Source organism: Streptomyces lasalocidi, from assembly GCF_005280215.1.
GTDB lineage: Bacteria > Actinomycetota > Actinomycetes > Streptomycetales > Streptomycetaceae > Streptomyces > Streptomyces longwoodensis.
In genome coordinates this window covers 2,759,492-2,786,331 of the sequence record NZ_SZNQ01000001.1, presented here as the reverse complement: position 1 = coordinate 2,786,331, position 26,840 = coordinate 2,759,492, and the positions used below count along the sequence as shown (strand labels likewise).

Below are 26,840 nucleotides of genomic sequence, written 5' to 3'. Positions count from 1 at the left end.
GTTGGCAATCAGTACGACGACCCCTATCGTCATGGCCAACACGCGTTGACCACCGCGCCGGCACCAGGAGGGCTCGATGAACGGCACAGACACCCAGGGCATCCAGGGCAACCAGGGCACCCAGGGCGCCCCATCCGTGATCGTCGTCGGCGCCGGCCCCACCGGTCTGCTCCTCGCCGGTGACCTCGCCACCGCCGGCGTCCCGGTCACCCTCCTCGACAAGCGCCCCCGCGAGATCAGCAATCTCTCGCGCGCCTTCGTGCTGCACGCCCGCACCCTGGAGGAGCTGGACGCCCGTGACCTGGCCGACCGGCTGGAGTCCGTGGGCCGCCCCCTGGAGAACCTCCAGCTCTTCGGCCGGCTGGACCTCGACCTCGCCGGGCTGCACTCCCGCTTCCGGCACGTCCTGGTCATCCCGCAGTACGAGGTCGAGAAGGCGCTCCTCGAGCGCGCCGAACGGGCCGGGGTGACGTTCCGCTACGGGAGCGAGGTCACCCGGCTGGCCCAGGACGCCGACGGCGTGACCGTCACCGTCACCTCCTCGGAGAAGGGCGCCGGCAAGGGCTCCGGGAAGGACGGCGACGGCAAGGGCTCAGGCAAGGACGGCGGAGGCTCCGGCGCCCCCGCCACCGAGCGCCTGCGCGCCTCCTACGTCGTCGGCGCCGACGGCCTGCACAGCACCGTCCGCAAGGCCGTCGGCCTGCCCTTCCCCGGCCACGCGGTGATCCGCTCCGTCGTCCTCGCGGACGTGCGGCTGACCGAGGAGCCCGAGGCGCTCCTCACGGTGAACGCCACCGGGAAGGCCTTCGCCTTCCTCGCGCCCTTCGGCGACGGCTACCACCGGGTGATCGGCTGGAACCGCGACCGGGTCGTCTCCGACCACGCGCCGCTCGACCTCGACGAGGTCAAGGAGATCACCCGGCTCGCGCTCGGCCGTGACTTCGGCATGCACGACCCGCGCTGGATGTCCCGCTTCCACAGCGACGAGCGCCAGGCGCCCGCCTACCGCGTCGGCCGCGTCCTCCTCGCGGGTGACGCCGCGCACGTGCACAGCCCGGCCGGCGGCCAGGGCATGAACACCGGCCTCCAGGACGCCGCCAACCTGAGCTGGAAGCTCGCCCAGGTGGTGCACGGCCGCGCGGACGACGCCCTGCTCGACTCCTACCAGGCCGAGCGCCACCCCGTCGGCAAGGCCGTGCTGCGCAGCAGCGGCGGCATCGTCCGCCTCGCCATGGCCCACCGGCCGTGGTCGCGGGGGCTGCGGGCGGCCGTCGCGGGCGTGGTGGACTCGGTCGCCCCGGTCCGCCGGCGCGCCACCGGCCAGGTGACCGGCGTCGGCTACCGCTACCCGGCGCCCCGCGGCGCCCACCGCTTCACCGGCCTGCGCGTGCCCGACGTGGCCCTGGCCGACGGCGGCCGGCTGTACGCGTCGCTGCGCGGCGGCCGCTTCGTGCTGATCACCCCGGGCGCCCCGGAGACGGCGGCGCACCCGTACGAGGAGGGCCGCAAGGACCGGCTGGCGGTGGAGCACTGGGCGAGCGACCGCCGCACGGCCGTCCTGGTGCGCCCCGACGGGTACGTGGCCTGGGCGTCGGACGGCGCGGACCCGGCCGGGGTCGAGGCGGCCCTGGAGCGGCACGTGGGCTGAGCCCGCACGTCACCCGGCGGGGGCCCCTAGGGGGTGTCTTGCCGATCAGGCCGGATCAGCAAGACACCCCCTAGCGCTCCGTCGAGCGCAGCAACTCCCGCAGCAGGTCGGCCAGCTGGCCGGCCTGTTGTGCGTTCAGGGCGGACAGCGCCTCGCGCTCGACGGCGAGCCCGGCGCCGACGGCGCGGTCGACGAGGTCGAGCCCCTGCTCGGTGAGCGTGACGCGCAGCCCGCGCCGGTCGTGCGGGTCGGGGGAGCGGCGCAGCAGCCCGGCGCGCTCCAGTTTGTCCAGTCGGCCGGTCATCCCGCCCGTGGTCAGCATGAGCGTCGCCGAGAGCTCGCGGGGCGAGAGGGTGTAGGGCTCGCCGGCGCGGCGCAGGATGGCGAGCACGTCGAACTCGCCGCGGGCCAGGCCGAGGGGCGCGTACGCCTTCTCCATGCGGTCGCCCATGGCGCGGGAGAGCCGGAAGATCCGGCCGAAGACCTCCATGGCGGCGGTGTCGAGGTCGGGCCGGACGGCGGCCCACTGCTCGACGATCGCGTCGACGGGGTCCTGGGGGTGCGCCTGCGGGTTCATGGCCCGCAGTATCCGACGGCGGTCGGCTCGGTCGCAAGAAAGCTGCTTGACACTAAGTCGCTTAGCGCTAAGCTACTTGCTGCCTACCTAATCGTCGGGAAGAAGGAACGGCCATGAACCGGTCCGCCACCGTCCTGCTCACCGCCCTCGCCCCCGTCTCCTGGGGTACCACCTATGCGGTCACCACCGAGTTCCTCCCGGCGGACCGCCCCCTGTTCACCGCCGCCCTGCGCGCCCTGCCCGCGGGTCTGCTGCTCCTCGCCCTCGCCCGGGTCCTGCCGCGCGGCGCCTGGTGGGGCAGGGCCGCGGTGCTGGGCGCGCTGAACATCGGCGCGTTCTTCCCGCTGCTGTTCCTCGCCGCGTACCGCCTGCCGGGCGGCATGGCGGCGGTGGTGGGCTCGGTCGGCCCGCTGTTCGTGGTGGGCCTGTCGGCGCTGTTCCTGGGGCACCGCCCCACCGCCCGCACCCTGCTGACCGGCATCGTGGCGGCCCTCGGCGTCAGCCTGGTGGTGCTCAGGGCGGCCGGGGCGCTGGACGCGGTGGGGGTCCTCGCGGCCCTCGCCTCCACGGCCTCCATGTCGGCCGGCACGGTCCTGACCAAGAAGTGGGGGCGCCCCGAGGGGGTCGGTCCGCTGGCGCTGACCGCCTGGCAGCTCACGGCCGGCGGTCTGATGACGGTGCCGCTCGCCCTCGCCGTCGAGGGGGCCCCGCCCGCGCTGGACGCCCCCGCGGTCGGCGGCTACCTCTACCTCGCCCTGGCCAACACGGCGCTCGCCTACTGGCTGTGGTTCCGCGGCATCGGCCGGCTCAGCGCCACCCAGGTCACCTTCCTCGGCCCGCTGTCCCCGCTCACCGCGGCGGTCGTCGGCTGGGCGGCCCTGGGCCAGACGCTGACCCCCGTCCAGCTGGCGGGCATGGCCCTGGCCTTCGGCGCGACGGTGGCGGGCCAGCTCCGCCCGGGCGGCGGGCCGAGCGCACCCCGCACGCCCCGGCGGGCGGCCACGGGACCCGCCCCCGTGCCCGCCCCCCGTACGGTGGCCGCGACCCCCGCTCCCGCTCGGCACGGATGACCCCGGGCCCGCGGCGGCGGGCGGAGGAACGCCGAGGGGCGCCCGGTACCACCGGGCGCCCCTCCACGTTCACCGACCCGGGCTCACCGGCCCGGACTCACCGGCCCGCGTGCGCCGCGTCCGCGGCCTGGGCCCTCAGGGCCCGCTCGACGCCGGAGCGGGACTCCGACACCAGGCGGCGCAGGGCCGCGTTCGGCCCGGCCGAGGCGAGCCAGGTGTCGGTCCTGGTCAGGGTGTCCTGCGTGACCTGGACCGACGGGTACAGGCCGATCGCGATCTGCTGCGCCATCTCGTGCGAACGCGACTCCCAGATGTCCTTGAGGACCTCGAAGTACTTGTCCGTGTAGGGGGCGAGCAGCTCGCGCTGGTCGGTCTGCACGAAGCCCGCGATCACCGCCTCCTGCAGGGCGTTGGGCAGCTTGTCGGACTCCACGACCGACGCCCACGCCTCGGCCTTGGCCTGCTCCGTGGGACGTGCGGCGCGGGCGGTCGCCGCGTGGCGCTCACCGGCGGCCGTGCGGTCCCGCTCGTACTCGGTGGCGATCTCCGCCTCGTCGTAGCGGCCCACCGCGGCCAGGCGCTGCACGAACGCCCAGCGCAGCTCGGTGTCGACGGCCAGCCCCTCGACGGTCTGCGAGCCGTCGAGCAGGGCCTCCAGCAGGTCCAGCTGCTCGGGCGTGCGGGCGGTCGCCGCGAAGGCGCGCGCCCAGGCGAGCTGGTGGTCGCCGCCCGGCTCGGCCGACCGCAGGTGGGCCAGCGTGGCGTCGGTCCACCGGGTGAGCAGCGTCTCGCGCGCGCTCGGGTCGGCGTACAGGTCGATCGCCAGCTTCACCTGGCGGTGCAGCGACTGCACGACGCCGATGTCCGACTCCCGGCCGATGCCGGACAGCACCAGCGACAGGTAGTCGCGGGTCGCGAGCTCCCCGTCCCGGGTCATGTCCCAGGCGGACGCCCAGCACAGGGCGCGCGGCAGCGAGGCGTCGAAGTCGCCCAGGTGCTCGGTGACGAACGCCAGCGACGCCTCGTCCAGGCGGACCTTGGCGTAGGACAGGTCGTCGTCGTTGAGCAGGACCACGTCGGGGCGGCGCCGGCCGTGCAGCTGCGGCACGGCGGTCCGCTCGCCGTCGACGTCCAGCTCCAGGCGGTCCTCGCGCACCAGCTTGCCGCTCGCCGCGTCACGGACGTACAGGCCGACGGCGATGCGGTGCGGGCGCAGCGTCGGCTCGCCCTTGGCGCCGGCGGGCAGGGCCGGGGCCTCCTGGAGGATGGTGAAGGAGGTGATGACGCCGTCGGCGTCCGTCCCGATCTCCGGGCGCAGGACGTTGATGCCGGCCGTCTCCAGCCACTTCCCGGACCAGTTCTTCAGGTCGCGCCCGGAGGTCTCCTCCAGCGCGCCCAGCAGGTCGGACAGGCGCGTGTTGCCGAACGCGTGGCGCTTGAAGTACGCCTGCACGCCACGGAAGAACGCGTCCTCGCCGACGTAGGCCACGAGCTGCTTGAGGACGCTCGCGCCCTTGGCGTACGTGATGCCGTCGAAGTTGACCAGCACGTCGTCCAGGTCGCTGATGTCCGCCATGATCGGGTGCGTGGAGGGCAGCTGGTCCTGCCGGTACGCCCAGGTCTTCATCTGGTTGGCGAACGTCGTCCACGAGTGCGGCCACTTCGAGCCGGGCGCGTCGGCCTGGCAGGCGGCCTCGGCGTAGGTGGCGAACGACTCGTTCAGCCACAGGTCGTTCCACCACTCCATGGTGACCAGGTCGCCGAACCACATGTGCGCCAGCTCGTGCAGGATCGTCGCCGCCCGCACCTCGTACGCGGCGTCCGTCACCTTGGAGCGGAACACGTACTGGTCGCGGATGGTCACCGCGCCCGCGTTCTCCATCGCGCCCGCGTTGAACTCCGGCACGAACAGCTGGTCGTACTTCTTGAACGGGTACGCGTAGTCGAACTTCTCCTGGAACCAGTCGAAGCCCTGCCGGGTGACCTCGAAGATCGCGTCGGCGTCGAGGTACTCGGCGAGCGAGGGACGGCAGTAGATGCCGAGCGGCACGCTCTGGCCGTCCTTCTCGTAGACGCTGTGCACGCTGTGGTACGGGCCGACGACCAGCGCCGTGACGTACGTCGAGATGCGCGGGGTCGGCTCGAAGGCCCAGACGTCGTCCTGGGGTTCGGGCGTCGGGGAGTTCGAGACGACCGTCCAGCCCTCGGGGGCGCGCACGGTGAACCGGAAGGTGGCCTTCAGGTCGGGCTGCTCGAACGAGGCGAACACCCGGCGGGCGTCGGGCACCTCGAACTGGGTGTACAGGTAGGCCTGTTCGTCGACCGGGTCGACGAACCGGTGCAGGCCCTCACCGGTGTTGGTGTACGCGCAGTCGGCGACGACCCGCAGGACGTTGCGGCCCTCCAGCAGTCCCGGGAGCGCGATCCGGGAGTCCGCGAAGACCTCCGCCGGGTCGAGGCCGTCACCGTTGAGGGTCACCTCGTGGACGGCCGGGGCGACCAGGTCGATGAAGGACTGGGCCCCGTTCTCGGCCACGTCGAAGCGCACCGTGGTGACGGACCGGTAGGTCCCTCCCTCCTGCGCGCCGGAGAGGTCGAGATCGATCTCGTACGAGTCAACGGTGAGCAGCTTCGCCCGCTGCTGCGCCTCTTCGCGAGTCAGGTTTGTGCCAGGCACGCGGTCATCTCCTCGTGGTGTGTCGGTCGCGTCATCCTTCCACGCGACCGGTGCCGAGCGCGATGTCCGTTTCCTGCCGGTGAGCAGGTCGTACGTGCGACAGCCTGGACCCATGAGCACCTACACGGCACGAGCACTCGCCCCTGAGGTCCTGGCGGAACTGCGCGCCACCGACGACGCCGGACGCGTCCCCGTCCCGGAGCGCGACGAGGAGGGCGGCGCCCCGCTGCGCTGCTGCCTGCGGCACAGCCGAGCCGGGGAGCGGACCGCCCTCGTCTCCTACGCGCCGCTGCGCCGCTGGGCAGCCGCCACCGGCGCCGACCCGGGCCCGTACGACGAGCAGGGGCCCGTCTTCGTCCACGCCGAGGAGTGCGCCGGACCCGAGGGGGACGGCCTGGCGTTCACGAACGCGCGCCGGGTCCTGCGCCGCTACTCCGCCGACGGGCGCATCCTCGGCGGCGAGCTGGTCGAGGAGGGCTTCGGCGACGCGGAGCTGGCGAAGGCGTTCGACGACCCGGCCGTGGCACTGGTCCACGTCCGGGCCGTCGAGTACGGCTGCTTCTACTACGAGGTCCGCAGGCCCTGACCCCGACAGGGCCGGGCCGGGTCCGCACGACCTAGGCGGACGCCGTGCGGCCCTTGAGCTCGGCCGCCACCAGCTCCGCCAGCTGGACCGCGTTCAGCGCGGCGCCCTTGCGGAGGTTGTCGTTGGAGACGAACAGCGCGAGGCCGTTGTCCACGGTCTCGTCGCGGCGGATCCGGCCCACGAACGACGGGTCCTGGCCGGCGGCCTGCAGCGGGGTCGGGATGTCGCTGAGGGCGACCCCGGGGGCGCCGCCCAGCAGCTCGGTCGCGCGCTCCGGGGACAGTGGGCGGGCGAAGCGGGCGTTGACCTGCAGCGAGTGGCCGGAGAACACCGGGACGCGGACACAGGTGCCGGAGACCTTCAGGCCGGGGATCTCCAGGATCTTGCGGGACTCGTGGCGGAGCTTCTGCTCCTCGTCCGTCTCGTTCAGGCCGTCGTCGACGATGTTCCCGGCGAGGGGCAGCACGTTGAAGGCGATGGGGCGCTTGTAGACGCCGGGCTCGGGGAAGTCCACGGCCGATCCGTCGTGGGTCAGCTGGTCGGCGTCGGCGACGACCTTCTGCACCTGGCCGTGCAGCTCCGCGACGCCCGCGAGGCCCGAACCGGACACCGCCTGGTAGGTGGCCACCACCAGGGCCTCCAGGCCGGCCTCCTCGTGCAGCGGCTTGAGGACCGGCATCGCGGCCATCGTCGTGCAGTTCGGGTTGGCGATGATGCCCTTCGGGCGGCTCGCGATCGCGTGCGGGTTGACCTCGGCCACCACCAGCGGCACGTCCGGGTCGCGGCGCCACGCCGACGAGTTGTCGATCACGACCGCGCCCTGCGCGGCGACCTTCTCGGCCAGCGCGCGGGAGGTGGCGCCGCCCGCGGAGAACAGCACGATGTCGAGGCCGCTGTAGTCGGCGGTGGACGCGTCCTCCACCGTCACGCCGTCCAGCTCGGTCCCGGCGGAGCGGGCCGAGGCGAACAGGCGCAGCTCCGTGACCGGGAAGTCGCGCTCCTTGAGGATCCTGCGCATGACCGTGCCGACCTGTCCGGTGGCTCCGACGATTCCGACCCTCACGGCGACTCCCTCTGCGTGTCCTGCGTGTCTGCTGCCTGCAGGTGTCTGCGGCCCCGCAGGTGACTGCGGTCTTTCCATCATGCGGCCGACCGGGGTGAGCGTGTCCAATTCTTTGCCCCCGTGTTCGAGGAGTGGGACACCTGACGGGCGCCGGTGTGACGTACGCCTCCGAACGTTTCCGGGCCCGGCGGCGTCGTAGGGGAAACGCGGTGAGGGGAGGGGTGTCCGTGCTGCGCAGAGCGGCCCGCCGCGCCCAGGGGGACACGGCCGTGCCCGGCGATCCCCTGGACGCGGCACAGGAACGCCGGGTGCGGGCGGTGCTCGCGCTGGGCGGCGTACCGCAGGCGGACCTGCCGGACGGGGTGCAGCAGGTCCGCCTGCGGCTGCTGGAGCGGGCGGCGAACGGGCAGGAGGCGCCGCGGGACGTCTCGGCGTGGGCCGCCGTGGTCGCCTCCAACCTGGCCATGGACTGGCATCGCGCCAAGCGCCGCCAGGAACGGCTGGGGGAGCGGCTGGCCTCCCTGCGCCAGGCCGCGCACCCCTCCGGTGAGGACACCAGCGTGCTCTCCCTGGCGGTCGCGCGGGGCCTGGACCAGCTGCCCGACGCCCAGCGGCAGGTCGTCGTCCTGCGGTTCTACGCCGACCTGCCGGTGCGCTCCATCGCCGAGGAGCTCGGTGTCCCGGAGGGCACGGTCAAGAGCCGCCTGCACACGGCGGTACGGGCCCTGCGGGTCCGGCTGCACGAGGACGAGGTGGTGTGAGATGACCGCCGGACACGACACCGCCGGACCCGCCGGGCCCGGCCGCGACCCGCTGTCGGCCGTGCTGGGCGGGGAGCCCCTGACCGACGAGGAGCGCGCCGACCCGGCGTTCCTGGCCGGGCACCGGGCGGCCGCCGCCGACGTGGACCTGCTCAGGGACCAGCTGGCGCTGCTCGCGGACGCCCTCACCGGGGACACCCCCGCCGGGGACGGCACCGCCCCGGCACCCCGCTCCCCGGCCCCCGTGGTGGAGCTGCGGCGGCCCCGCCGCCGGGTGCTGCCGCTCGCCCTGAAGGGGCTCGGCGTGGCCGCGGCCGGCGCGCTGGTCGCCGGCTCCGGGTGGCTGCTCCTGGGGGCCGGTCACGGAGCCGGCCTCGACGCCTCCGGCAGCGCGGACAAGGCCCGGTCCGGCGCGGGGGCCGACACGGGGTCCGGCGCCGGGTCCGGCGCCAAGGACGGCGAGGCCTGGCAGGGCGCCGCCGGTCCACTGGGCGACCCCGCCTACCTGGCGTGCGCCCGGCTGGTGGTGGAGGGCGACGTGACGGGCGTGGCCCGGCTGCCCGGCGGCACGGGGGAGCCGGACGCCCTGCGGATCACCCTGCGGGTCACCCACGCCTACAAGCCCGGCCGCGCCGGGGCCGAGGTCACCTTCACGACGGACGCCGGCCCCGGCGGCACGGCCGCCCCGGACGGCGCCCCCGCGTCCGCCGCCCCGCTCCCGGCCCGCGGCGACCACGTCCTGGTGGGCGTGTCGCCCGGCTCGTCCGAGGCGGACACGTGGACGGTCGGCGAGGCCGCGATCGCCCCCGAGCGGGCGGCCCTGCTTCAGGCGCTGCCCGCGGCGCGCGGCCTGCCCTGCTCGTGACGCCCCGGTACGACGAAGGGGCGGGCGCCCGTACGGACGCCCGCCCCTCCTCACCGCAGTCGCGGTGTCACGGTGTCACGGTGTGACCTTGCCGATGGCCACGTTGCCGGTGCCCGCGACCGTGCCGTTCGCGTTCACCAGCTGGACCCGGCCGAAGAAGGCCCGGCCCTCCGGCGCGGCGGCCGCGGCGGTGACGGTGGCCGACACGGACGCCGAGGCGCCCGTGGCCAGCTTCACCGGCGCGGAGCCGGCGACGTCGACCGTGCCGAGGGACGTCGAGAAGAACACGTCCCGGTAGTCGTACGCGGTGGAACCGGCCGGCACCGAGTAGCCCGCGACCTGGATGGTGTACGTGCCGGCGGCGGGCGACGGGATGGAGACCGCCTCCTCCGAGTCGCCGTCGGCGGACTGGGCGACCTGCGTGCCGGCCGCGTCGTAGACCGTGAGGTCCAGGTCGGCGGAGGTGTCGGAGACCTTGCCGATGGCGACGTCCAGCGACGTGGCGCCCGCGGGCACCTCGACCGTGGTGGTCTGCGTCTCGCCCTGGGCGATGCTCGGGCGGGTCGTCTTCGACGAGCCGAGCGGGCCGCCGACCAGCTTGCCGTCGAGCGCGGCGAAGCGGTTGGTCACCGTCCAGGAGGCGGCGGCCGGCGTGCCGACCTTGGCCTCGGGCACGGTCACGGTCGCCGGCGCGAAGTCCGCGCCGAGCACGGTGACGTCCAGCTTGTACGGGTTGTCGAGCAGCGGCGACGTACGGCGCGACTCGACCTCGATCTCCCAGACGCCGGGGGCCGGGGCGGCGTAGGCGCGCACGTCGGGCCGGCAGCCGTTGCCGTCGAGGTAGTTGTTGTAGCAGTACGGCGTCGAGGTGTTGTCCTGCGGGACGCCGTAGGGGTGGATGGCGATGAACCGGGTCTGGCTCTTGTCCTTCAGCCCGCCGATGGCGACCTCGAGGGACGTGGCGCCCTCGGGGACGGTCACGAAGTAGGACTGCGTGCTGTTGCGCTGCACGGTGTCCGACGCGCTGAAGGTGTACTGCACCGGCGCGGAGACCACGACCGTGGTCATGATCTGCTTGTCCACGCCCTCGGTGCGCGGGTCGTCGACCTCGAGGATCGCGCTCTTCAGGCCCGCCGAGCGCGGGGCCGCCTGGACCTTGACGGTGACCGGCTGGTTCAGCGGCAGCTTCACCTCGTCGGAGCCGACGATCCGGAAGGTGCCGCCGGCGTTGTTCGCGAAGTGCAGCTCGTGCCGGACCGCCTTGTCGGGGCCGGAGGTGCGGGTGACGGTGACGTCGTAGGTCTTCTTCTGACCGGCCTTCAGGCCGCCCTCGCGGTCGTAGAGGCCGGTGCCGAAGCCCGGCTCCTTCAGCGCGTAGTCGATCGCGGTGTCGACCGGGGCCTTGACGGTGTAGTCGTGCGCGGAGGCACCGTGGCGGATCGCGTCCCAGGCGTCCACGATGTCGATCAGGCCCGCGCCCTCCTCGTACGCCTGCACACCCTTGATGTGGTCGGCGGTGGAGGTCAGGGCCGTGCGCAGCACGGCGGGCGTCAGGTCGATGTGCTTCTGCTCGGCCGCGGACAGCAGCAGCGCGGAGGCGCCGGCGGCCTGCGGGGAAGCCATCGAGGTGCCCTGCAGCATGGAGTAGCCGGCCGGCAGCGTGTAGCCCGCCTCGGCGACCGGGGAGCCCGGCAGCCAGGTCTGGGTGGTGTTGATCGACGCGCCGGGCGCGGTCAGGGTCGGCGTGAAGCCGCCGTCCTCACGCGGGCCGCGCGAGGAGAACGGCATCATCGCGTACTTCTTCGTCACGGCGGAGCCGTAGTTGGACGCCCAGGTCTCCTTGGAGATGGACGCGCCGACGGAGATGACCTTGTCCGCGAGGCCGGGGTCGCCGATGGTGTTGGCGCCGGGGCCGGAGTTGCCCGCGGAGATGACCAGCTGGACGCCGTAGGTGTCGATGAGCCGCGTGTACAGCTCGGAGCGGGCGTTGTTGCCGTCGTTGAGTGCCGGCAGGCCGCCGATCGACATGTTGACGATGTCGACGCCGCGGTTGACGACGAGGTCGATCATGCCCTCGGTCAGCGCGACGTTGGTGCAGCCGCCGGTCCAGGTGCAGGCGCGGGACGACACGATCTTCGCGCCGGGCGCCGCACCGTCCATCTGCCCGCCGAACAGGCCGTTGGCGGAGGTGATGCCGGCGACGTGGGTGCCGTGCTCGGACTCGATGACGCCGATGTTGACGAAGTCGGCCTTCTTGCCGACCCAGTCGCCGCCGTACGGGTCGGTGGGGACGTCCTTGCGGATCTCCACGACGAACGGCTGGCGCTCGACGACGTCCGTCGTCGGGTCGTCGGTGCCGAAGTACCCGACCTGGTAGCCGTCCTTGTACGGCTTCATCGGCGTGTCGTCGGTGAAGTCGAAGTTGTTGTTCAGGTCGACGCGGACCGTGCCGGCGGCCGGGTCGTAGAGCAGGCCCCAGGCGTCGGTGGTGTCACCGTCGCGGTTGGCGTCGCCCTTGGCGTCGCCGCCGGCCGTGGCGGACTCGCGGAACAGGCTGACCTGGTAGCTGCCCGTGGGCGCCTTCCAGGTGGCGCCGCCGTAGCTGAACGACGGGCCGCTGACCGGGTTGGTCATCCGCCGCCAGGTGCCGTCGCTGTCGACGATCGGGTCGGTCGCGGTGACCCAGTCGACGATCTTGCGCTCGCCGGTGGTGGTCTTCTGCAGCGCCGGGTGGCCGAGGTCCACGCCGGAGTCGAGGATGCCGATGGTGACGCCGCGGCCGTCGGCCTTGGGGTGCTCGCGCACGAAGTCGACGGCGCCCGTCTCGAAGGACGGGTTGTACGGGTTGACCGCGGGGGTCTTCTTGCCGGGCGCCGGGTACGTCGCCGTGCCGGTGCCGCCCTTGGCGCCGTGCGCGGTGTCGGCGCTCGGGGTCGGGTCGTCGAGCTGGATCTCCTGGCGCAGGTCGATCGCGTGCACCGAGGACAGCTTGGCGGCGGCGGCGATGGCCGCGTCGGCCTTGGCGGTGGGGACGGTGGCGCGGACGTAGCCGAGCTTGTCGTAGGAGCGGCCCACCGAGCCGCCCTTGACGCCGTCCAGCTCCTCGGCGACCTGCTCGGTCTTCCCGGGCGCGGTGGCGACCATCAGGGTGACGTTCTTGTCGCCGGCCGCCTTGGCGTCGGCGAGCAGGTCGGCATCGTCGGCGCCGAGCTTGTCGTGGGCGGACTTCACGCCCGGGTCGGCGGCGACGGGGGTCTGGTCGGCGGAGAAGGCCATGGGTATGGGCCCGGCCGCGGACAGCGCGGTCACCAGACCGGCGGCCACGGCTATGCGGACCGCGCGTCCGGCGCCCCGGCCCGGTTCCCGCTCGGGGGTGTGGGTCATCGGCATCCCTTGCAGTGAAGGAGCGTGCGTCATACGACCGCGGCGCATCACGCCCGGTCGCACCCGTCCGGAATCCGGTCCCGGACGGTCGCACAGCTTTACGCAAGAGACAGCTATTTGGGGAGGGTTGACCGAATCGAAATGGATGTATGGGGAAAACCCGCGATGGATTTTACGGACGCCACCGGCCAAGCTGTGACATTCCTGTGGGCCCGACGGGCCGCGTGGGCCGGACAATTCGCCTGCCCGTCGGCCCGGCAGCCGTTAACGTCCCCCCGTGCGACAGAACTTGAGGGTGGCGGCCTACGCCGTGTGCGTCCGCGACGGACACCTGCTGCTGGCCCGCTCGCCGGCCGCCGACGGCACCCCGGAATGGGTGCTGCCCGGCGGCGGCATGGAGCACGGCGAGGACCCGTACGACACCGTGGTGCGCGAGCTGGAGGAGGAGACCGGGTACCGCGTCGAGGTGACCGGGCTCCTCGGCCTCGACTCCTTCCGCCGCGTCCTCCCCGGCGGCGGCGTGCTGCGCCGCCCGGTGGACCACCACGGCGTCCGGCTCGTCTACGAGGCCCGGGTCACGGGCGGCGACCTGCGCCACGAGACCGGCGGTTCGACGGACCTGGCCGCCTGGCACGACCTGGCCGAGGTGCCCGGCCTGCGCCGGATCCGCATGGTCGACGTGGGCCTGCGCCTGTGGCGCGAACGGCCGCCGACGGGGCGGGTGGCGGCCGCGGAGGGGTGACCCCCGGCCGTCACCGCGGCAGCACCACGACGTACGCGGCCGGGTCCCGGTCGCCCGCCGCCATCAGCGCCGTGCGGATCACCGCCGCCTGCTGCTCCGCCGCGTCGCGCAGCTTGCGCGGGGTGACGTGCACGACCGTGATGCCCAGCCGCTCCAGGTGCTCCCGCTTGCGGGCGTACTCCGACCACAGCGCGTCCTCGTCCTGGCGGGGCGCCCGGGTGTCCAGCTCCACCGCGACCGCCTGCTCCGGCCAGTACGCGTCGAGGCCGCCGAGGTGCGGTCCGCCGGGCAGGCGCAGGTCGACGTTCCACACCGGGTCGGGCAGGCCGTACTCGCGGACCATGCGGTAGAGCCGCTCCTCGGCGATCGCCCGCCCCTCCGCCAGCAGCGAGTCCACCGCGTCCACCACGTGCGGCCGGGCGAGCAGCTTGGCCCGGGTCAGCTCCCGCACCACCGCGGCCGGTTCGCAGTGGCCGCCGCGCACCGCCTCGGTCAGCAGCCGCCGGACCGCCCCGGCGTCCGTCAGCTCCGCCACCGCGTCGGCCAGCGCCCGCGGCACCGGCGCCACCGGGACGCCCGTCACCTGCTCGGGTGCGGGCAGCTCGGCGGTGCGCACGATCCGCGCGCACCCCGTCGAGCGCAGCCGGCGCAGCCGCGGCACCAGGACGTCGACCCGCTCCAGGGAGAGCAGCGGGGGAGCGCAGGTGAAGCCGTGGAGGGTGAGGGCCGCGAGACCCGTGATCATCGCGTCGGCGTACGCCGCCCGGTGCGGTCCCCCGGCCCCCGGCTGGACCGGCACCGCGGGGGAGACGGTCTGCCGCGCGGCGTACAGCAGGACCGCGTGCAGGCGCTCCTCGCCGGTGGGCGGCCCGGGGTGGAGCAGGTACACGCCCGGCAGGAGCTGCTGCCAGGGGCCGCCGGGCCGGCACTGCTCGGCGGTCTCGGCGGGCGAGACGCCGTGGCTGCGCAGCTGGGCGGTGGTCAGGACGCGCCGCTGGACGTCCGAGAGGTGGCGCAGGGGGCGGGGCGAGAGCGGGGGGACCGGGGTGTTGTGGTTCATGACCCGGGGATTCCCGCGCCGGATCGGCCGCTTAACCGCTGTTACACGCTCGTCGACAATTCCGGACAAGCGCGTACTAAAGGGCGGGTGTTCGGATGCCGATAGGCGCCGAAAACCCCTGGTCCCGAGGGGTGGGTCCAGGGGTTACGGTGAGGATTGCCCGAATTTCGTAACGGTGACCGTCGGCCCAATCGCTGGCCAAAGGTCGTCAGGGGTCAGGGGTCAGGGTGCCGTGGGTGCCGTGGCCTCCGCCCGCGCGTCGCACTCCTGGCCGCGCAGCGTCCGCGCCAGGTCGTCCCGCGCCTCCAGCACCAGCCGGCGCAGCGCCGGCGGCGCGCCCTCGTGCCCGGTCAGCCACGCGTCGGTCGCCGCCAGCGTCTCGGGGGAGTCCTGCAACGACGGGAACAGGCCCGACACCACGTCCATGCCGATCTGGATGGACCGCTCGGCCCACACCCGCTCGATCGCCGCGAAGTACTTCTCGGTGTACGGCGCGAGCAGCTCCCGCTGCGAGGACTGCGAGAAGCCCGCGATGGTGGCCCCCACCAGCGCGTTGGACAGCGCGTCCGACTCCACTACCTGCGCCCACGCCTGCGCCTTCACCGCCGCCGAGGGGCGCGCGGCCAGGCAGCGGACCTGGTGACGCTTGCCGGACGCCGTGTCGTCGCGGGCCAGTTCGGCCGCCAGGGCCTGCTCGTCGGCGACGCCGTGCGCGGCCAGCGGCTCCAGGAACGCCCAGCGCAGCTCCTGGTCCACCTCCAGACCGTCGATCTTGCCGGTGCCGTCCAGCAGTTCGCCCAGCAGCCGCAGGTCGCCCTCGCCGCAGGCCACCGCGGCGTAGAAGCGGGCCCACGTCAGCTGCTGCTCGCTGCCCGGCGCGGCCTCCCGCAGTTCCTCCAGCGCGCCCTCGGCCAGCAGCCGCTCACCGGTGGGCCGCCAGCCCGGCGCCGCGTAGTGCTCCAGCGCCGACCTCGCCCACGCGTGCAGCATCTGCAGCACGCCGATGTCGCTCTCGCGCCCCGCGAAGCGCAGCACCAGCGCGATGAACTCCCGCGCCGGCAGCAGCGCGTCCCGGGTCAGGTTCCACAGCGCCGACCAGCACAGGGCACGGGCCAGCGGGTCGGCCAGCGCGCCCAGGTGCTCCCGGAGCGTGTCCAGCGAGGTCGCGTCGAAGCGGATCTTGCAGTAGGTCAGGTCGTCGTCGTTGACCAGCACCAGCTCGGGCGCCCCGGCGCCGGCCAGCTCCGTGACCACCGTGCGCGGGCCGTCGACGTCCACCTCGGCGCGCGCGTACCGCTCCAGTGCCCCGGCCGGGGTGCGCCGGTACAGCCCGACCGCGACCCGGTGCGGGCGCAGCTCCGGGTGCGACTCGGCGGCCTCCTGCACCACCGCCAGCTCGTCGATCCGGCCGCCGGCGTCCAGCAGCACCTGGGGCGTGAGCGCGTTCACGCCCGCCGTCTGCAGCCAGGACCGCGCCCACGTGCCCATGTCCCGGCCGCTGGTCTCCGCCAGCACCGACAGCAGGTCGCCCAGGCGCGTATTGCCGTACGCGTGCCGCTGGAAGTAGCGCCGCGCGCCCTCCAGGAAGGCGTCCTGGCCGACGTACGCCACCAGCTGCTTGAGCACCGAGGCGCCCTTGGCGTAGGTGATGCCGTCGAAGTTGAGCTTGGCGTCCTGCAGGTCGCGGATGTCGGCGGTGATCGGGTGCGTGGAGGGCAGCTGGTCCGCGCGGTACGCCCAGGCCTTGCGGCGGTTGGCGAAGGTGATCCAGGCGTCGGTGAAGCGGGTCGCGCCGACGTTGGCGAAGGTGCCCATGAAGTCCGCGAACGACTCCTTCAGCCACAGGTCGTCCCACCAGGCCATGGTGACCAGGTCGCCGAACCACATGTGGGCCATCTCGTGCAGGATCACATTGGCCCGGGCCTCGTAGGAGGACCGGGTGACCTTGCCCCGGAAGATGAACTCCTCGCGGAAGGTGACCAGCCCCGGGTTCTCCATCGCGCCGAGGTTGTACTCGGGCACGAACGCCTGGTCGTACTTGCCGAAGGGGTACGGGTAGTCGAAGTGCTCGTGGAAGAAGTCCAGGCCCTGCTTGGTCACCAGGAACACGTCGTCGGCGTCGAAGTGCGGCGCGAGCCCCTTGCGGCACAGGGCGCCGAGCGGGATGCGCAGCGTGGAGCCGTCGGGCAGCTCGCGCTCGTAGGAGTCGGTGACGTAGTGGTACGGGCCCGCCACGACGCAGGTGATGTACGTCGAGATCGGCCGGGTCTCAGCGAACCGCCACACGCCGTCCGCGAGGGTGCCGGCGCCGTTGCTCCACACCGTCCACCCCTCGGGCGCGCGCACCTCGAAGCGGAACGGCGCCTTGAGGTCGGGCTGCTCGAAGTTCGCGAACACCCGCCGGGAGTCGGCCGGCTCGTACTGCGTGTACAGGTAGACCTCGCCGTCCTCCGGGTCGACGAAGCGGTGCAGGCCCTCACCGGTGCGCGAGTAGGCGCACTGCGCGTCCACGACCAGCTCGTTCTCGGCGGCCAGGTCCTCCAGCGCGATCCGGGAGCCGTCGAAGACCTCGGCCGGGTCCAGGTCGCGGCCGTTGAGGGACACGGCCGTCACCCGCGGCGCGATCAGGTCGGCGAAGGCCGAGGCGCCCGGTTCGTTGCAGCGGAAGCGGACCGTGGTCACCGAGCGGAAGGTGCGCGGCTCGCCGGCCGGAGCGTCGCCGACCGCCGAGCGCACGTCGAGGGACACGTCGTACCCCTCGACGGACAACAGGGCGGCCCGCTCCCGGGCCTCGTCGCGGGACAGGTTCTCACCGGGCACGGGCGGACTCCCTCACTGCGTGTGCCGAGGTCATGTGACAGGGCCGATCCTGCCATGCGCCCCTGACGCCGGGCAGCAGGGAATGACCGGGACGACCGCGGACGTTGTCCGGGGGAAGACTGCATCGCGCCGCTGAGCTCGCTGAGGAGAGACATGTCGGAGAAGACGCCCGTCGACTTCTGGTTCGACCCGCTGTGCCCGTGGGCGTGGATGACCTCCCGCTGGGTGCTGGAGGTGGAGAAGGTCCGGGACATCGAGGTGCGCTGGCACGTGATGAGCCTGGCCGTCCTCAACGAGGACAAGCTCGACGAGCTGCCCGCGGAGTACCGGGAGATGCTGGCCACCAAGGCGTGGAAGCCGGTCCGGGTGGTCACCGCCGCCTGGCAGAAGCACGGCGAGGACGTCCTCGGCCCGCTGTACACCGCGCTCGGCACCCGCATCCACAACAACGGCGAGGGCCCGACCCTGGAGGCCGTCGCCGGGGCGCTCGCGGACGTCGGCCTGCCCGCCGACCTCATCGACTACGCCGACCAGGAGGACTTCGAGTTCGACGCCGAGCTGCGCGCCTCCCACAAGGAGGGCATCGAGAAGGTCGGCCAGGAGGTGGGCACCCCGGTCATCGCCGTGCCCGGCGCCGACGGCGAGCAGATCGCCTTCTTCGGCCCGGTCGTCACCCCCGCGCCGAAGGGCGAGGAGGCCGCCCGGCTGTGGGACGGCACCCTGGCCGTCGCCTCGGTCCCCGGCTTCTACGAGATCAAGCGCACCCGGACCAAGGGCCCGGACTTCAGCAACCTCTGAGCCTCACCTCCCGGATCCCGCCGGTGCCTCCTCGGCCCCTTCGGCACCGGGCTCCGGCATCTTCCGGGGCGGGTTCAGCGGCTTGACCCGCCAGGCGGTGCGGATGTTGCGGCAGTCCCGATCGGTGCTGACGCAAATCCAGTGGTCGTCCACGTAGGCACGGGGCCCGAGGCCCCGCAGCGCGCGGAGGACACCGCGCTCCCGGTCGTCCTTGGGCTGCCGGTGCGGCTGGTACGTACCGCAGGTGTGACAGGGCAGCGACCTCTCCATCGGCATCCCGCCACGATGGCCCGTAATCCCGCACACGGGAAGGCCCCCCGCGCGTCACGTCCGCGCGGGGGGCCTTCCTTCTTTCTCCGCCTGCCCGCGTGAAGGGTGAGAAGACGATCACGAGGCAGGACGCCCAGGGGGTACGGGACCAGGGAGGGTTCAGGGCGCCGGCAGCAGCAGGACGTTCCCGCGGGTCCGGGCGGCCGTGAGGCGCCGGGCGACGTCCTGCCAGTTCACGACCTCCCACATCGCCTCGATGAAGTCGACCTTCTGGTTCCTGTACTGGAGGTAGAAGGCGTGCTCCCAGGCGTCGAACACCAGGAGGGGGACGGCGCCCTGGCCGACGTTGCCCTGGTGGTCGTAGACCTGCTCCACGACCAGCCGGCCGGCGAGCGGCTCGTAGGCGAGGACGCCCCAGCCGGAGCCCTGGGTGGTCGCGGCGGCCTTGGACAGCTGGGCCTTGAAGCCGGCGAAGGAGCCGAAGGACTCCCGGATCGCCTCGGCCAGCTCGCCGACGCCGTCCTGCGCCAGCGGCTCGCCGCCGCCGTCCCGCGGGCCCGTCATGTTCTGCCAGTAGATCGAGTGCAGGACGTGCCCCGACAGGTGGAAGGCCAGGTTCTTCTCCAGGCCGTTGACCGAGCCCCACTGCTCCTTGTCGCGCGCCTCGGCCAGCTGCTCCAGCGTGTCGTTGGCGCCCTTGACGTAGGCCGCGTGGTGCTTGTCGTGGTGCAGCTCGATGATCTCCGGGCTGATCACGGGGGCCAGCGCCGCGTAGTCGTACGGCAGGTCGGGCAGCGTGTACACGGGCATGCGCGGGGTCCCCTCGGCTTATTGCAACTGGTTCGCAACAACAACCTAGCAGCAAGAAGCCCCCGTGGACGAGACCACGGGGGCTTTCGCGGCGGGCCGCGCGTCCCTACGCCGCCACGGGCGTGTAGTGCGAGGCGTCGCCCTCGATCGAGTAGCTCTCCTTGCCCTCGATCCCGACCGGGACGTCCCCGGCGACGGTCACCCGGTGCAGCCGGCGGGGCAGGCCGTCGTAGTTGTCGATGGCGTAGTGCTGGGTGATGCGGTTGTCGAAGACGACCAGCTGGTTCTCCGACCAGCGGTGGCGCAGCACGTTCTCCGGCCGGGTCACGTACGACTGGAGCAGGTCGAGCAGCTTGCGGGACTCGCCCAGCGACAGCCCCACGAGGCGCTGCGCGAACCCGCCGATGAACAGGCCGCGTTCGCCGGTCAGCGGGTGCACGCGGACCACCGGGTGGACCGTGCGGTACGCGATCGAGGTGAACTGGGCGCGCTGGGCGGCCTTCTCCTCGTCGATGTCCTCCTCCGGCACGGCGTAGTCGTAGTCGTTGGTGTGCTCCGCCCACAGCGTGTCGGCGAGCCGGCGCAGCGGCTCGGGCAGGTCGCGGTAGGCGGCGGCCTGGTTGGCGATCAGCGTCTCGCCGCCGTACGGCGGGACGGTGAGCGAGCGCAGGGTGGTGGCCTGCGGCGGGTTGAGGACGAACGTGACGTCGGTGTGCCAGTGGTTGGCGCGGCCCCGCTCGCTGTCGACGGGCAGCACGTGCGGGGCGTCCGCCACCGCGCCGACCGTCGGGTGGGCGGTGGTGAGGTCGCCGAACCGGCGGGCGAACGCCTGCTGGCCGGCGTCGTCCAGGCCGTGCGCGTCCAGGACGAGCGCCTTGTGGGTGTTCAGCGCCTCCCGGAGCGCGGCGACCTCCGCCTCGGCGAGCGGGCGGGTGAGGTCGACGCCGGAGACGTGCGCGCCGATCCGGGCGGTGACCTTGGTGATCTCGATGCTCATGACGGACCTCTCGGGACAGGGGGAGTGAGCGGCAGGGCGAAGAGCAGGTGAAGGGGCGAGGAGGAGGGGCCGGGGCGGGACGGGTCAGACGAGGGCGGGTGCGCCGGCCGGGCGGACGTACTGGTTGGCCGGGCGGGGCAGGCCGTAGCGCTCGCGCAGGGTGGTGCGCGGCCCGTACGCGGTGCGCAGCAGGCCGCGGGCGCGCAGCAGCGGCACGACGTGGTCGACGAACAGCTCCAGCCCGGACGGCAGCACCGGCGGCATGATGTTGAACCCGTCGGCCGCGCCCTGGGTGAACCAGGTCTCGATCGCGTCGGCGACCTGCTCGGGCGTGCCCGCGAAGGTGAGGTGCCCGCGCCCGCCGCCCAGCCGGCCGATCAGCCGCCGTACGGTCAGCCGCTCGCGCCGGGCCAGTTCGACGACCAGCGTGTAGCGGCTCTTGGCGCCCTCGATCTCACTCTCCGGGGGCAGGTCCGCGGGCAGCTCGGCGTCCAGGTCCAGGGAGCCGGCGGGCAGTTGGAGCAGCCGTTCGAGGTGGTCCACCCCGTGCCGGTGCACGATGTGGTCCTCCAGCAGCTCCTCCTGGGCGCGGGCCTCGGCCTCGGTGGAGCCGAGCACCGGGACGATGCCGGGCAGCACCTTGACGTGCTCCGGGTCGCGCCCCGCCCGCACGGTGCGGGACTTCAGGTCGGCGTAGAAGGCCCGGGCGTCCTCGATGGTCTGCTGGGCGGTGAACACCGCCTCCGCGTACCGGGCGGCGAAGGCCTTGCCGTCCTCCGAGGAGCCGGCCTGCACCAGCAGCGGGTAACCCTGGGGCGTGCGCGGCACGTTGAGGGCGCCCTCGACGCTGAAGTACGTCCCCCGGTGCCGGGGCGGGTGGATCTTGGCGTCGTCGCCCCAGACGCCGGAGGCCTTGTCGGCGACGATCGCGTCGTCCTCCCAGCTGTCCCAGAGCTTGAGCGCCACGTCGAGGAACTCGGCGGCCCGGGCGTACCGCTCGGCGTGCGCGGGCTCGGCGTCCAGCCCGAAGTTGCGGGCCGCCTCCGCGCCGGCGGTGGTGACGATGTTCCAGCCCGCGCGGCCGCCGCTGATGATGTCCAGCGAGGCGAACTTGCGGGCCAGGTTGTAGGGGGAGTTGTAGGACGTGGAGGCGGTGGCGATCAGCCCGATGTGCTCGGTGGCCGTCGCCAGCGCGGTCAGCAGGGTGAGCGGCTCCAGCGCCCCGGCGGGACGCTGGGCGACGCTGCTCCACAGCTGGGGGCCGTCGGCGAGGAACAGCGAGTCGAACGTGCCGCGCTCGGCGGTGCGGGCCAGCCGCACGTAGTGGGCGAGGTCGACGTGCGCCGACGGGTCGCTCTCGGGGAGCCGCCACGACGCCTCGTGGTGGCCGGTGTTCATCAGGAACGCGTTGAGGTGGAGCTGACGGGGCATGGGGGTCCTTCGCTGGGGGCGGGGGCGTCCGGGGTCGTCGGAGGGCGCGGGGAGGCGGCGGCCGCCGCTCAGTCCGTGTCCTCGACCACCCCGAGCGCGCCGAGCAGTTCGGTGCGGTACTCGCTCAGCAGCGGGTCCCGGTACGAGCGCGGGTGCGGCCGGTCGACGGTCAGGTCCAGGCCGATGCGGCCGTGGTCGAGGACGAGCACCCGGTCCGCGAGGACGATCGCCTCGTCCACGTCGTGGGTGACCAGCAGCACCGACGGCCGGTGCCGCTTCCACAGCTCCCGCAGCAGCGCGTGCATCCTGATCCGGGTCAGCGCGTCCAGCGCCCCGAACGGCTCGTCGGCGAGCAGCAGTTCCGGCTCGCGCACCAGCGAGCGGGCCAGCGCGGCGCGCTGGGCCTCACCGCCGGACAGTTCGCTGGGCCAGGCCCGCTCGCGCCCGGCGAGGCCGACCTCGGCGAGGGCCGCGCGGCCCCGCTCCTCGGCGTCCTTGCCGTCCAGGCCGAGCAGCACGTTGGGCAGGATCCGCCGCCAGGGCAGCAGCCGGGAGTCCTGGAAGACCACCGACACCCGCTCCGGCGCGGTCAGCCGGCCGCTGCCGGTGACCTCGTGGTCCAGGCCCGCGACGGCCCGCAGCAGGGTGCTCTTGCCGGACCCGCTGTGCCCGAGCAGCGCCACGAACTGCCCCGCGGGGATCTCCAGGTCGACGCCGTCGAGGACGGTGCGCCCCTCGAAGGAGCGGGTCAGCCCCTCGAGCCGGACGGCGGGACGGGTCAGCTGCTCAGTGTGCGGCGCCATGACAGCACCCTCCGTTCGACGAGGCGGACCACGCTGTCGGAGACCAGGCCGAAGATGCCGTACACCACCAGGCCGACCAGGATCACGTCCGACTGGCCGTAGTTGGTGGCCTGGAACATCAGGTAGCCGAGCCCGCTGGTGGCGTTGATCTGCTCCAGCACCACCAGGCCCAGCCAGGAGCCGGTGACGCCGAGCCGGAGTCCCACGAAGAACCCGGGCAGCGCCCCGGGGACGACGACCTCCCGGACGAAGCGGGCCCTGGACAGGCCCTGCACCTCGGCGAGTTCGACGAAGCGGTGGTCGATCCCGGCCAGCGCGGCATGGGTGTTGAGGTAGATCGGGATGTAGACGACGATCGCGATGATGGCGATCTTGAAGGTCTCGCCGATGCCCAGCCAGAGGATGAACAGCGGGATCAGGCCCAGCGTCGGGATCGCCCGGTTCAGCTGGACGGTCCCGTCGATCAGGGCCTCGCCGGTGCGGCTCAGCCCGGACGCCAGCGCCAGCACGACGCCCGCGGTGAGCCCGATGGCGAAGCCGTACCCGGCGCGCTGCAGCGAGGTGGCGATGTCCCCGGCCAGCGTCCCGTCGGTCCACAGGTGGACCCCGGTGCGCAGCACCGTCCAGGGCGCGGGGATCGCGGCCGGGTCGAGGCGTCCGGCGGCGGAGGCGGCGGCCCACAGGGCGAGCACGAGCAGGGGTCCGGCCAGCCGTGCGGCGGGCAGCCGGCGGCCGGGGGACAGGCCGCGGCGGCGGGTCCTGGGCCGTTCGTCGGGGGTGGCGGCGGGCGCCGCGGGCACGGTGGTGGTGGTCACGGCGCTCACTTGCGGTACTCCTCGGGGACGGCCTCGGCCGCGAGGGACTCGAAGCGGTGGTCGAAGAGCGACGAGACGTCGAACTTCTTCACGAAGCCGCCCTCCGCGAGCAGGTCGGCGGTCTCCTGCTCCCAGGCGATCGCCTCGTCCCAGCGCGGCGGGAACAGCGGCTTGTTGGCGAGGGCCGAGATGCCGCGGGCCTGCGCCGGGCTGAGGTTCTGCGTCTTGACGTAGAACTCCTCGTTCCAGACGTCGGGGTGCTCGTACTGCCAGACCAGGCCCTTGGCCCACTGCGGGATGTACGCGGCGACCGCCGCCGCCTTGGCGCGGTCGTCGAGCACCGACACCGGCGCCCACAGCAGGTTGAGCAGGTCGACGACGTCGGTGGTGACGGTCCGGGCGCCCTTGTGGCCGTACTGCTGGAGGTAGGCCGGCGCCTGCTGGTTGCCGAGCGGCGCGATGTCGACCTGGCCGGACTGCAGGGCGGTGAGGAACTGGTTGCTGGTCAGCGGCACCAGCCGTACGTCGTCGTAGGAGAGGCCCGCCTTCTTCAGGGCCCGCAGCAGCACCACGCCCTGCGCCTGTCCCTGGGAGAACGCCAGCTTCCGGCCCTTGAAGTCGGCGACCGTGTGGATGTCGCTGCCGGGCTTGGTGGCGAACACGTAGTTCGGCTTGCGGGTCACGTCGATCGCGACGATCTTCGCGTCGAAGCCCTGGTAGTGCGCCTGGATCGGCGGGATGCCCGCGTTGTTGGCGAGGTCCAGGGACTTGGCGCGGAACGCGTTGATGACGTCGGGACCGGCGCCGATGTTCAGCCAGCTCGACACGGTGAACGGCAGCTCCGGCAGTTTCGCCAGCTCGAACAGGAGCTGCTGCTGGTTCTGGAACGACGCGATCTTCAGGCGGGTGCCCGCCGGCACCTTGTCGGCGAGCGGGGCCGACGAGGCGCCCGCACCGGTGCTGGCGGCGCTGCTCTGGGCGCAGCCGCTGAGGCCGGCCACCGAGGCGGCGGCCCCCAGCACGGAGGCGAGGAAAACACGTCGGTCGTGGGACACGGGCATGGCGGAACTCCCGGGAAAAGGGCAGGAAAGGGAAAGGGCAGGGAAGCGGGCGTCCGGGTACAGCGGAAAGACGGGCCGCAATACCCGGACGGAAAAAGGGGAAGAACGCGCGTGACTACGCGGGGAAAGGCGGGAGGAGGAAGGCGCTCCCGGCGCGCCGGGGCGTCAGCAACAGAAGGTGCGACAGCTCATGAGCACCAGGCTCCCGGTCACGCTCGGCCCCTGTCAACATTCCGCGTTTCTGAATTAATTAAATCGAGGTGACGCGCCCAGCGGATCCCGGAAGAGCACGTCCAGGGCGACCGCGCCGCCCGCCACGGCCAGCACCGAATCGAGCGGAAAACTCGTCGGCGCGACACAGTCCGCCCGCGCGGCACCGACCTCCTCGCGCAACGCCGCGAGGCAATCCGCGCGCAGCATGGCACCCACCTCGGTGACGACGACCCGCTCCGGGTTCAGCACGTCGAGCAGCAGCGCCGCCGCCCGGCCCACCATCCGCGCCCGCTCCACCAGCAGCCGCACCGCCACCGGGTGCCCGCCCGCCGCCGCGGCCACCACCCGCATCGGGTTCGCCCCGTCGACGACCCCCGCCTCCCGGGCCCGTCGGCACAACGTCCGCTCGCTCAGCTCCACTTGGAGGCAGCCGACCCGTCCGCACCCGCAGGGCTCACTGCCCCCGGCCAGCGGCAGGTGCGCGATGGCGCCCGCCTGCGAGCGGGGGCCGTGGTGCACCCCGTCCCGGGTGGCGAACGCCGCGTCGACCACGTTGCCGACGAACAGGTGCAGCAGGCTCCCGCTGCCCCGGGCCCGCCCGAACAGCCGCTCCGCGTTGACCAACGCCCGCGCGTGGCCGTCCACGTGGACCGGCAGGCCGGTGCGGGCGCCGAGCTGCTCGCGCACCGGCACGTCCCGCCAGCCCAGCAGCGGATGCTCCACCACCGTCCCGGAGTCCCGGTCCACCCAGCCGCCCACCGCGACCCCGACGTTCAGCGCCGGGCGGCCGGCCCGGGTGAGCAGCGCCTGGAGCGCGTCGACGGCGCCGCTGAGCACCCGGGCGGGGTCCGCCGAGGCGTGCTTGACCTCCCGGCGGGCCAGCACCCGCCCGCGCAGGTCCAGCAGCGCGACGGTGGTGTACGGCACGGCCACGTGCACCCCGGCCACCACGAACCCGGTGTCGTCCAGTTCCACGGGGACGTGCGGCCGGCCGACGCGGGCGCCGGCCGTGCGGGGCGGGGCCGCCTCCCGGACCAGCCCGAGCCCGGCCAGCCGGGCGCAGTGCTCGGTCACCGCCGCCGGGGACAGCCCGGTCAGCCGGGCCACGGTGCTGCGGGCCACCGGGCCGTGCTCCAGCACCGACCGCAGCACCGCACTGGCGCTGGTGCGCCGCCGGTCGGGGTCGGCGACCCGGGGGACGGGCGAGGCGGACGGGTCGGCCGCCACCGTGGCGGACGAGGGGACGGCGGGCGTCCGGGTACGGGGTGTCGCGGTACGGGGCATGGGAGCTTCCTCGGGGCCGGTCCGGCAGTGCGCCTTCACTTCGCTGCTCGCGCAGTGGGCGAGGCGTGCCGGAGCGACTCCGCCGCCTCACCGCCGGGGGCGACAGGCGGCCGTGTCCACGCGCCGCAGGTCGACGTGGCGACGCGACGAGAAGTACCGGGACTGGGCGACCATGCGCCCGAAGCTAGCAAGGCGGCCGACGTCCTGCCCAGAGGGCGACCGAGCGCTGAGACACGGGGATGAGACGCCCCGTCCGGGATGAGACGCCCCGCCCGGATTGGCGGAACCCTACAGACGCCCCCCGCCCGGCCCGCGTCGCACCGGCCACGCCACCACCGTGACCAGTGTCACGTCATACCGTGCATGGCCCGCGGTCTTTGTGCGGACCCCATGAAGCCGGTGGCGGCGCCTTTGTCGACGGCTGACGGTGATCACGCCGGCCGCCCTGGGATAGCGTCACGGTGTCCAGCACTGCCCTCACCCCGCGGAGTCCCCCAATGAGCACCGCTGCCGCCGCACCGGCCCGTACCGGCGAGGTCCTCGCCGACCTCCTGCCCGCCTCCCGCCTGCGGGACGCGGCCCTGGTCCTCGGCGGCGCCGCCCTGACCGGGCTCGCGGCCCAGATCGCGGTGCCGGTCCCCGGCTCCCCGGTGCCGGTGACCGGCCAGACCTTCGCCGCGCTGCTCGTCGGCACCTCCCTCGGTGCCCGCCGCGGCTTCCTGTCCCTCGCGCTGTACGCGCTGGCGGGCGTCGCCGGTGTGCCGTGGTTCGCGGGCGGCGGCTCCGGCGCGGCGGCCCCCTCCTTCGGCTACGTCCTCGGCATGCTCCTCGCCGCCACCGTCGTCGGTGCCCTCGCCCGGCGCGGCGCGGACCGCAGCGTGTGGCGCACGGCGGCCACCATGCTGCTCGGCGAGGCGATCGTCTACGCCGTCGGCGTGCCCTACCTGGCCCTGGCCACCGGCATGTCCGCGTCCGCCGCGATCGCGGCCGGCCTCACGCCGTTCCTGATCGGCGACGCCCTCAAGGCGGCGCTGGCGATGGGCCTGCTGCCCACCGCCTGGAAGCTCCTCGACCGCTGATCACCCCCCGCGCAACGAAGAGGCTC

At 73.5% G+C, this 26,840-nt stretch carries 22 protein-coding genes; 8 read left to right on the top strand and 14 right to left on the bottom strand.

Translation table 11 applies throughout. The features are described from left to right. Positions 1–76 precede the first annotated feature (76 nt). Positions 77–1,648 carry an FAD-dependent monooxygenase gene (locus tag E4U91_RS12350; protein WP_137306899.1) on the top strand — a complete coding sequence of 524 codons (1,572 nt, stop codon included), beginning with the start codon at positions 77–79 and terminating at the stop codon, positions 1,646–1,648. Between the two features lie 70 nt (positions 1,649–1,718). Here E4U91_RS12350 and E4U91_RS12345 read toward each other — a convergent pair whose 3' ends face one another. Continuing rightward, a complete protein-coding gene (locus tag E4U91_RS12345; protein ID WP_137306898.1) occupies positions 1,719–2,225 on the bottom strand; it encodes a MarR family winged helix-turn-helix transcriptional regulator in 507 nt (168 codons plus the stop codon). Positions 2,226–2,338: 113 nt separating this feature from the next. Here E4U91_RS12345 and E4U91_RS12340 point away from each other — a divergent pair, with 113 nt between their 5' ends. Then, entirely contained in the window at positions 2,339–3,295 is a 957-nt protein-coding gene (locus tag E4U91_RS12340; protein ID WP_137306897.1) for an EamA family transporter, read from the top strand. A 97-nt stretch (positions 3,296–3,392) separates the two neighbouring features. On the opposite strand, the gene pepN (E4U91_RS12335) is transcribed toward E4U91_RS12340, so the two are convergent. Then, complete coding sequence (gene pepN / locus E4U91_RS12335; RefSeq protein ID WP_137306896.1) at positions 3,393–5,972, bottom strand: aminopeptidase N; 2,580 nt, start codon at positions 5,970–5,972, stop codon at positions 3,393–3,395. Positions 5,973–6,084: 112 nt separating this feature from the next. On the opposite strand from pepN (E4U91_RS12335), the gene E4U91_RS12330 reads away from it, so the two are divergent. Then, the gene (locus E4U91_RS12330) at positions 6,085–6,558 is read left to right on the top strand and encodes a DUF1203 domain-containing protein (RefSeq protein WP_137306895.1); all 474 of its coding nucleotides are present in this window, start codon (positions 6,085–6,087) and stop codon (positions 6,556–6,558) included. A 31-nt stretch (positions 6,559–6,589) separates the two neighbouring features. Here the strand turns inward: E4U91_RS12330 and E4U91_RS12325 are convergent, their stop codons facing one another. Next, positions 6,590–7,621, bottom strand: a complete 1,032-nt coding sequence (locus E4U91_RS12325) for an aspartate-semialdehyde dehydrogenase (RefSeq protein ID WP_137306894.1) — start codon at positions 7,619–7,621, stop codon at positions 6,590–6,592. A gap of 221 nt (positions 7,622–7,842) precedes the next feature. Between E4U91_RS12325 and E4U91_RS12320 the strand changes: the two genes are divergently transcribed. Both E4U91_RS12320 and E4U91_RS12315 read left to right on the top strand, forming a co-directional pair. After that, a complete protein-coding gene (locus E4U91_RS12320; protein ID WP_067236505.1) occupies positions 7,843–8,382 on the top strand; it encodes a sigma-70 family RNA polymerase sigma factor in 540 nt (179 codons plus the stop codon). A gap of 1 nt (position 8,383) precedes the next feature. Continuing rightward, entirely contained in the window at positions 8,384–9,247 is an 864-nt protein-coding gene (locus tag E4U91_RS12315) for a hypothetical protein (protein ID WP_241678571.1), read from the top strand. A gap of 75 nt (positions 9,248–9,322) precedes the next feature. Here the strand turns inward: E4U91_RS12315 and E4U91_RS12310 are convergent, their stop codons facing one another. After that, on the bottom strand, positions 9,323–12,631 hold the full coding sequence (locus E4U91_RS12310; RefSeq protein ID WP_137306892.1) for a S8 family serine peptidase: 3,309 nt from the start codon (positions 12,629–12,631) through the stop codon (positions 9,323–9,325). A 277-nt stretch (positions 12,632–12,908) separates the two neighbouring features. On the opposite strand from E4U91_RS12310, the gene E4U91_RS12305 reads away from it, so the two are divergent. After that, on the top strand, positions 12,909–13,373 hold the full coding sequence (locus tag E4U91_RS12305; protein ID WP_241678570.1) for an NUDIX hydrolase: 465 nt from the start codon (positions 12,909–12,911) through the stop codon (positions 13,371–13,373). A gap of 10 nt (positions 13,374–13,383) precedes the next feature. Here the strand turns inward: E4U91_RS12305 and E4U91_RS12300 are convergent, their stop codons facing one another. Further along, on the bottom strand, positions 13,384–14,433 hold the full coding sequence (locus E4U91_RS12300) for a hypothetical protein (protein WP_137306891.1): 1,050 nt from the start codon (positions 14,431–14,433) through the stop codon (positions 13,384–13,386). 222 nt (positions 14,434–14,655) lie between these two features. After that, positions 14,656–17,253, bottom strand: a complete 2,598-nt coding sequence (pepN, locus tag E4U91_RS12295) for an aminopeptidase N (RefSeq protein WP_137306890.1) — start codon at positions 17,251–17,253, stop codon at positions 14,656–14,658. Between the two features lie 153 nt (positions 17,254–17,406). Here pepN (E4U91_RS12295) and E4U91_RS12290 point away from each other — a divergent pair, with 153 nt between their 5' ends. Then, positions 17,407–18,051 (top strand): mycothiol-dependent nitroreductase Rv2466c family protein, encoded by a 645-nt coding sequence (locus E4U91_RS12290; RefSeq protein ID WP_137306889.1) that lies wholly within the window; start codon positions 17,407–17,409, stop codon positions 18,049–18,051. A 3-nt stretch (positions 18,052–18,054) separates the two neighbouring features. Here E4U91_RS12290 and E4U91_RS12285 read toward each other — a convergent pair whose 3' ends face one another. The 8 genes from E4U91_RS12285 to E4U91_RS12250 form a co-directional block, all read right to left on the bottom strand. Then, complete coding sequence (locus tag E4U91_RS12285; protein WP_137306888.1) at positions 18,055–18,327, bottom strand: hypothetical protein; 273 nt, start codon at positions 18,325–18,327, stop codon at positions 18,055–18,057. Between the two features lie 153 nt (positions 18,328–18,480). Continuing rightward, entirely contained in the window at positions 18,481–19,131 is a 651-nt protein-coding gene (locus E4U91_RS12280) for a superoxide dismutase (RefSeq protein WP_137306887.1), read from the bottom strand. Between the two features lie 106 nt (positions 19,132–19,237). Continuing rightward, entirely contained in the window at positions 19,238–20,128 is an 891-nt protein-coding gene (locus E4U91_RS12275; protein WP_137306886.1) for a TauD/TfdA dioxygenase family protein, read from the bottom strand. A gap of 84 nt (positions 20,129–20,212) precedes the next feature. Next, positions 20,213–21,559 carry an LLM class flavin-dependent oxidoreductase gene (locus tag E4U91_RS12270; RefSeq protein WP_137306885.1) on the bottom strand — a complete coding sequence of 449 codons (1,347 nt, stop codon included), beginning with the start codon at positions 21,557–21,559 and terminating at the stop codon, positions 20,213–20,215. Positions 21,560–21,627: 68 nt separating this feature from the next. Then, positions 21,628–22,362 carry an ABC transporter ATP-binding protein gene (locus E4U91_RS12265; RefSeq protein ID WP_137306884.1) on the bottom strand — a complete coding sequence of 245 codons (735 nt, stop codon included), beginning with the start codon at positions 22,360–22,362 and terminating at the stop codon, positions 21,628–21,630. Continuing rightward, positions 22,338–23,186: an ABC transporter permease gene (locus tag E4U91_RS12260; protein ID WP_137306883.1), complete on the bottom strand. Its 849-nt coding sequence runs from the start codon at positions 23,184–23,186 to the stop codon at positions 22,338–22,340. The genes E4U91_RS12265 and E4U91_RS12260 overlap by 25 nt, the downstream gene beginning before the upstream one ends. Next, entirely contained in the window at positions 23,183–24,238 is a 1,056-nt protein-coding gene (locus E4U91_RS12255) for an ABC transporter substrate-binding protein (protein WP_137306882.1), read from the bottom strand. The genes E4U91_RS12260 and E4U91_RS12255 overlap by 4 nt, the downstream gene beginning before the upstream one ends. 246 nt (positions 24,239–24,484) lie before the next feature. After that, positions 24,485–25,735, bottom strand: coding sequence for an ROK family transcriptional regulator (locus E4U91_RS12250; RefSeq protein WP_137306881.1), 1,251 nt, complete (start codon positions 25,733–25,735; stop codon positions 24,485–24,487). A 497-nt stretch (positions 25,736–26,232) separates the two neighbouring features. Between E4U91_RS12250 and E4U91_RS12245 the strand changes: the two genes are divergently transcribed. Further along, positions 26,233–26,814 carry a biotin transporter BioY gene (locus E4U91_RS12245; RefSeq protein WP_137306880.1) on the top strand — a complete coding sequence of 194 codons (582 nt, stop codon included), beginning with the start codon at positions 26,233–26,235 and terminating at the stop codon, positions 26,812–26,814. Positions 26,815–26,840: the final 26 nt, after the last annotated feature.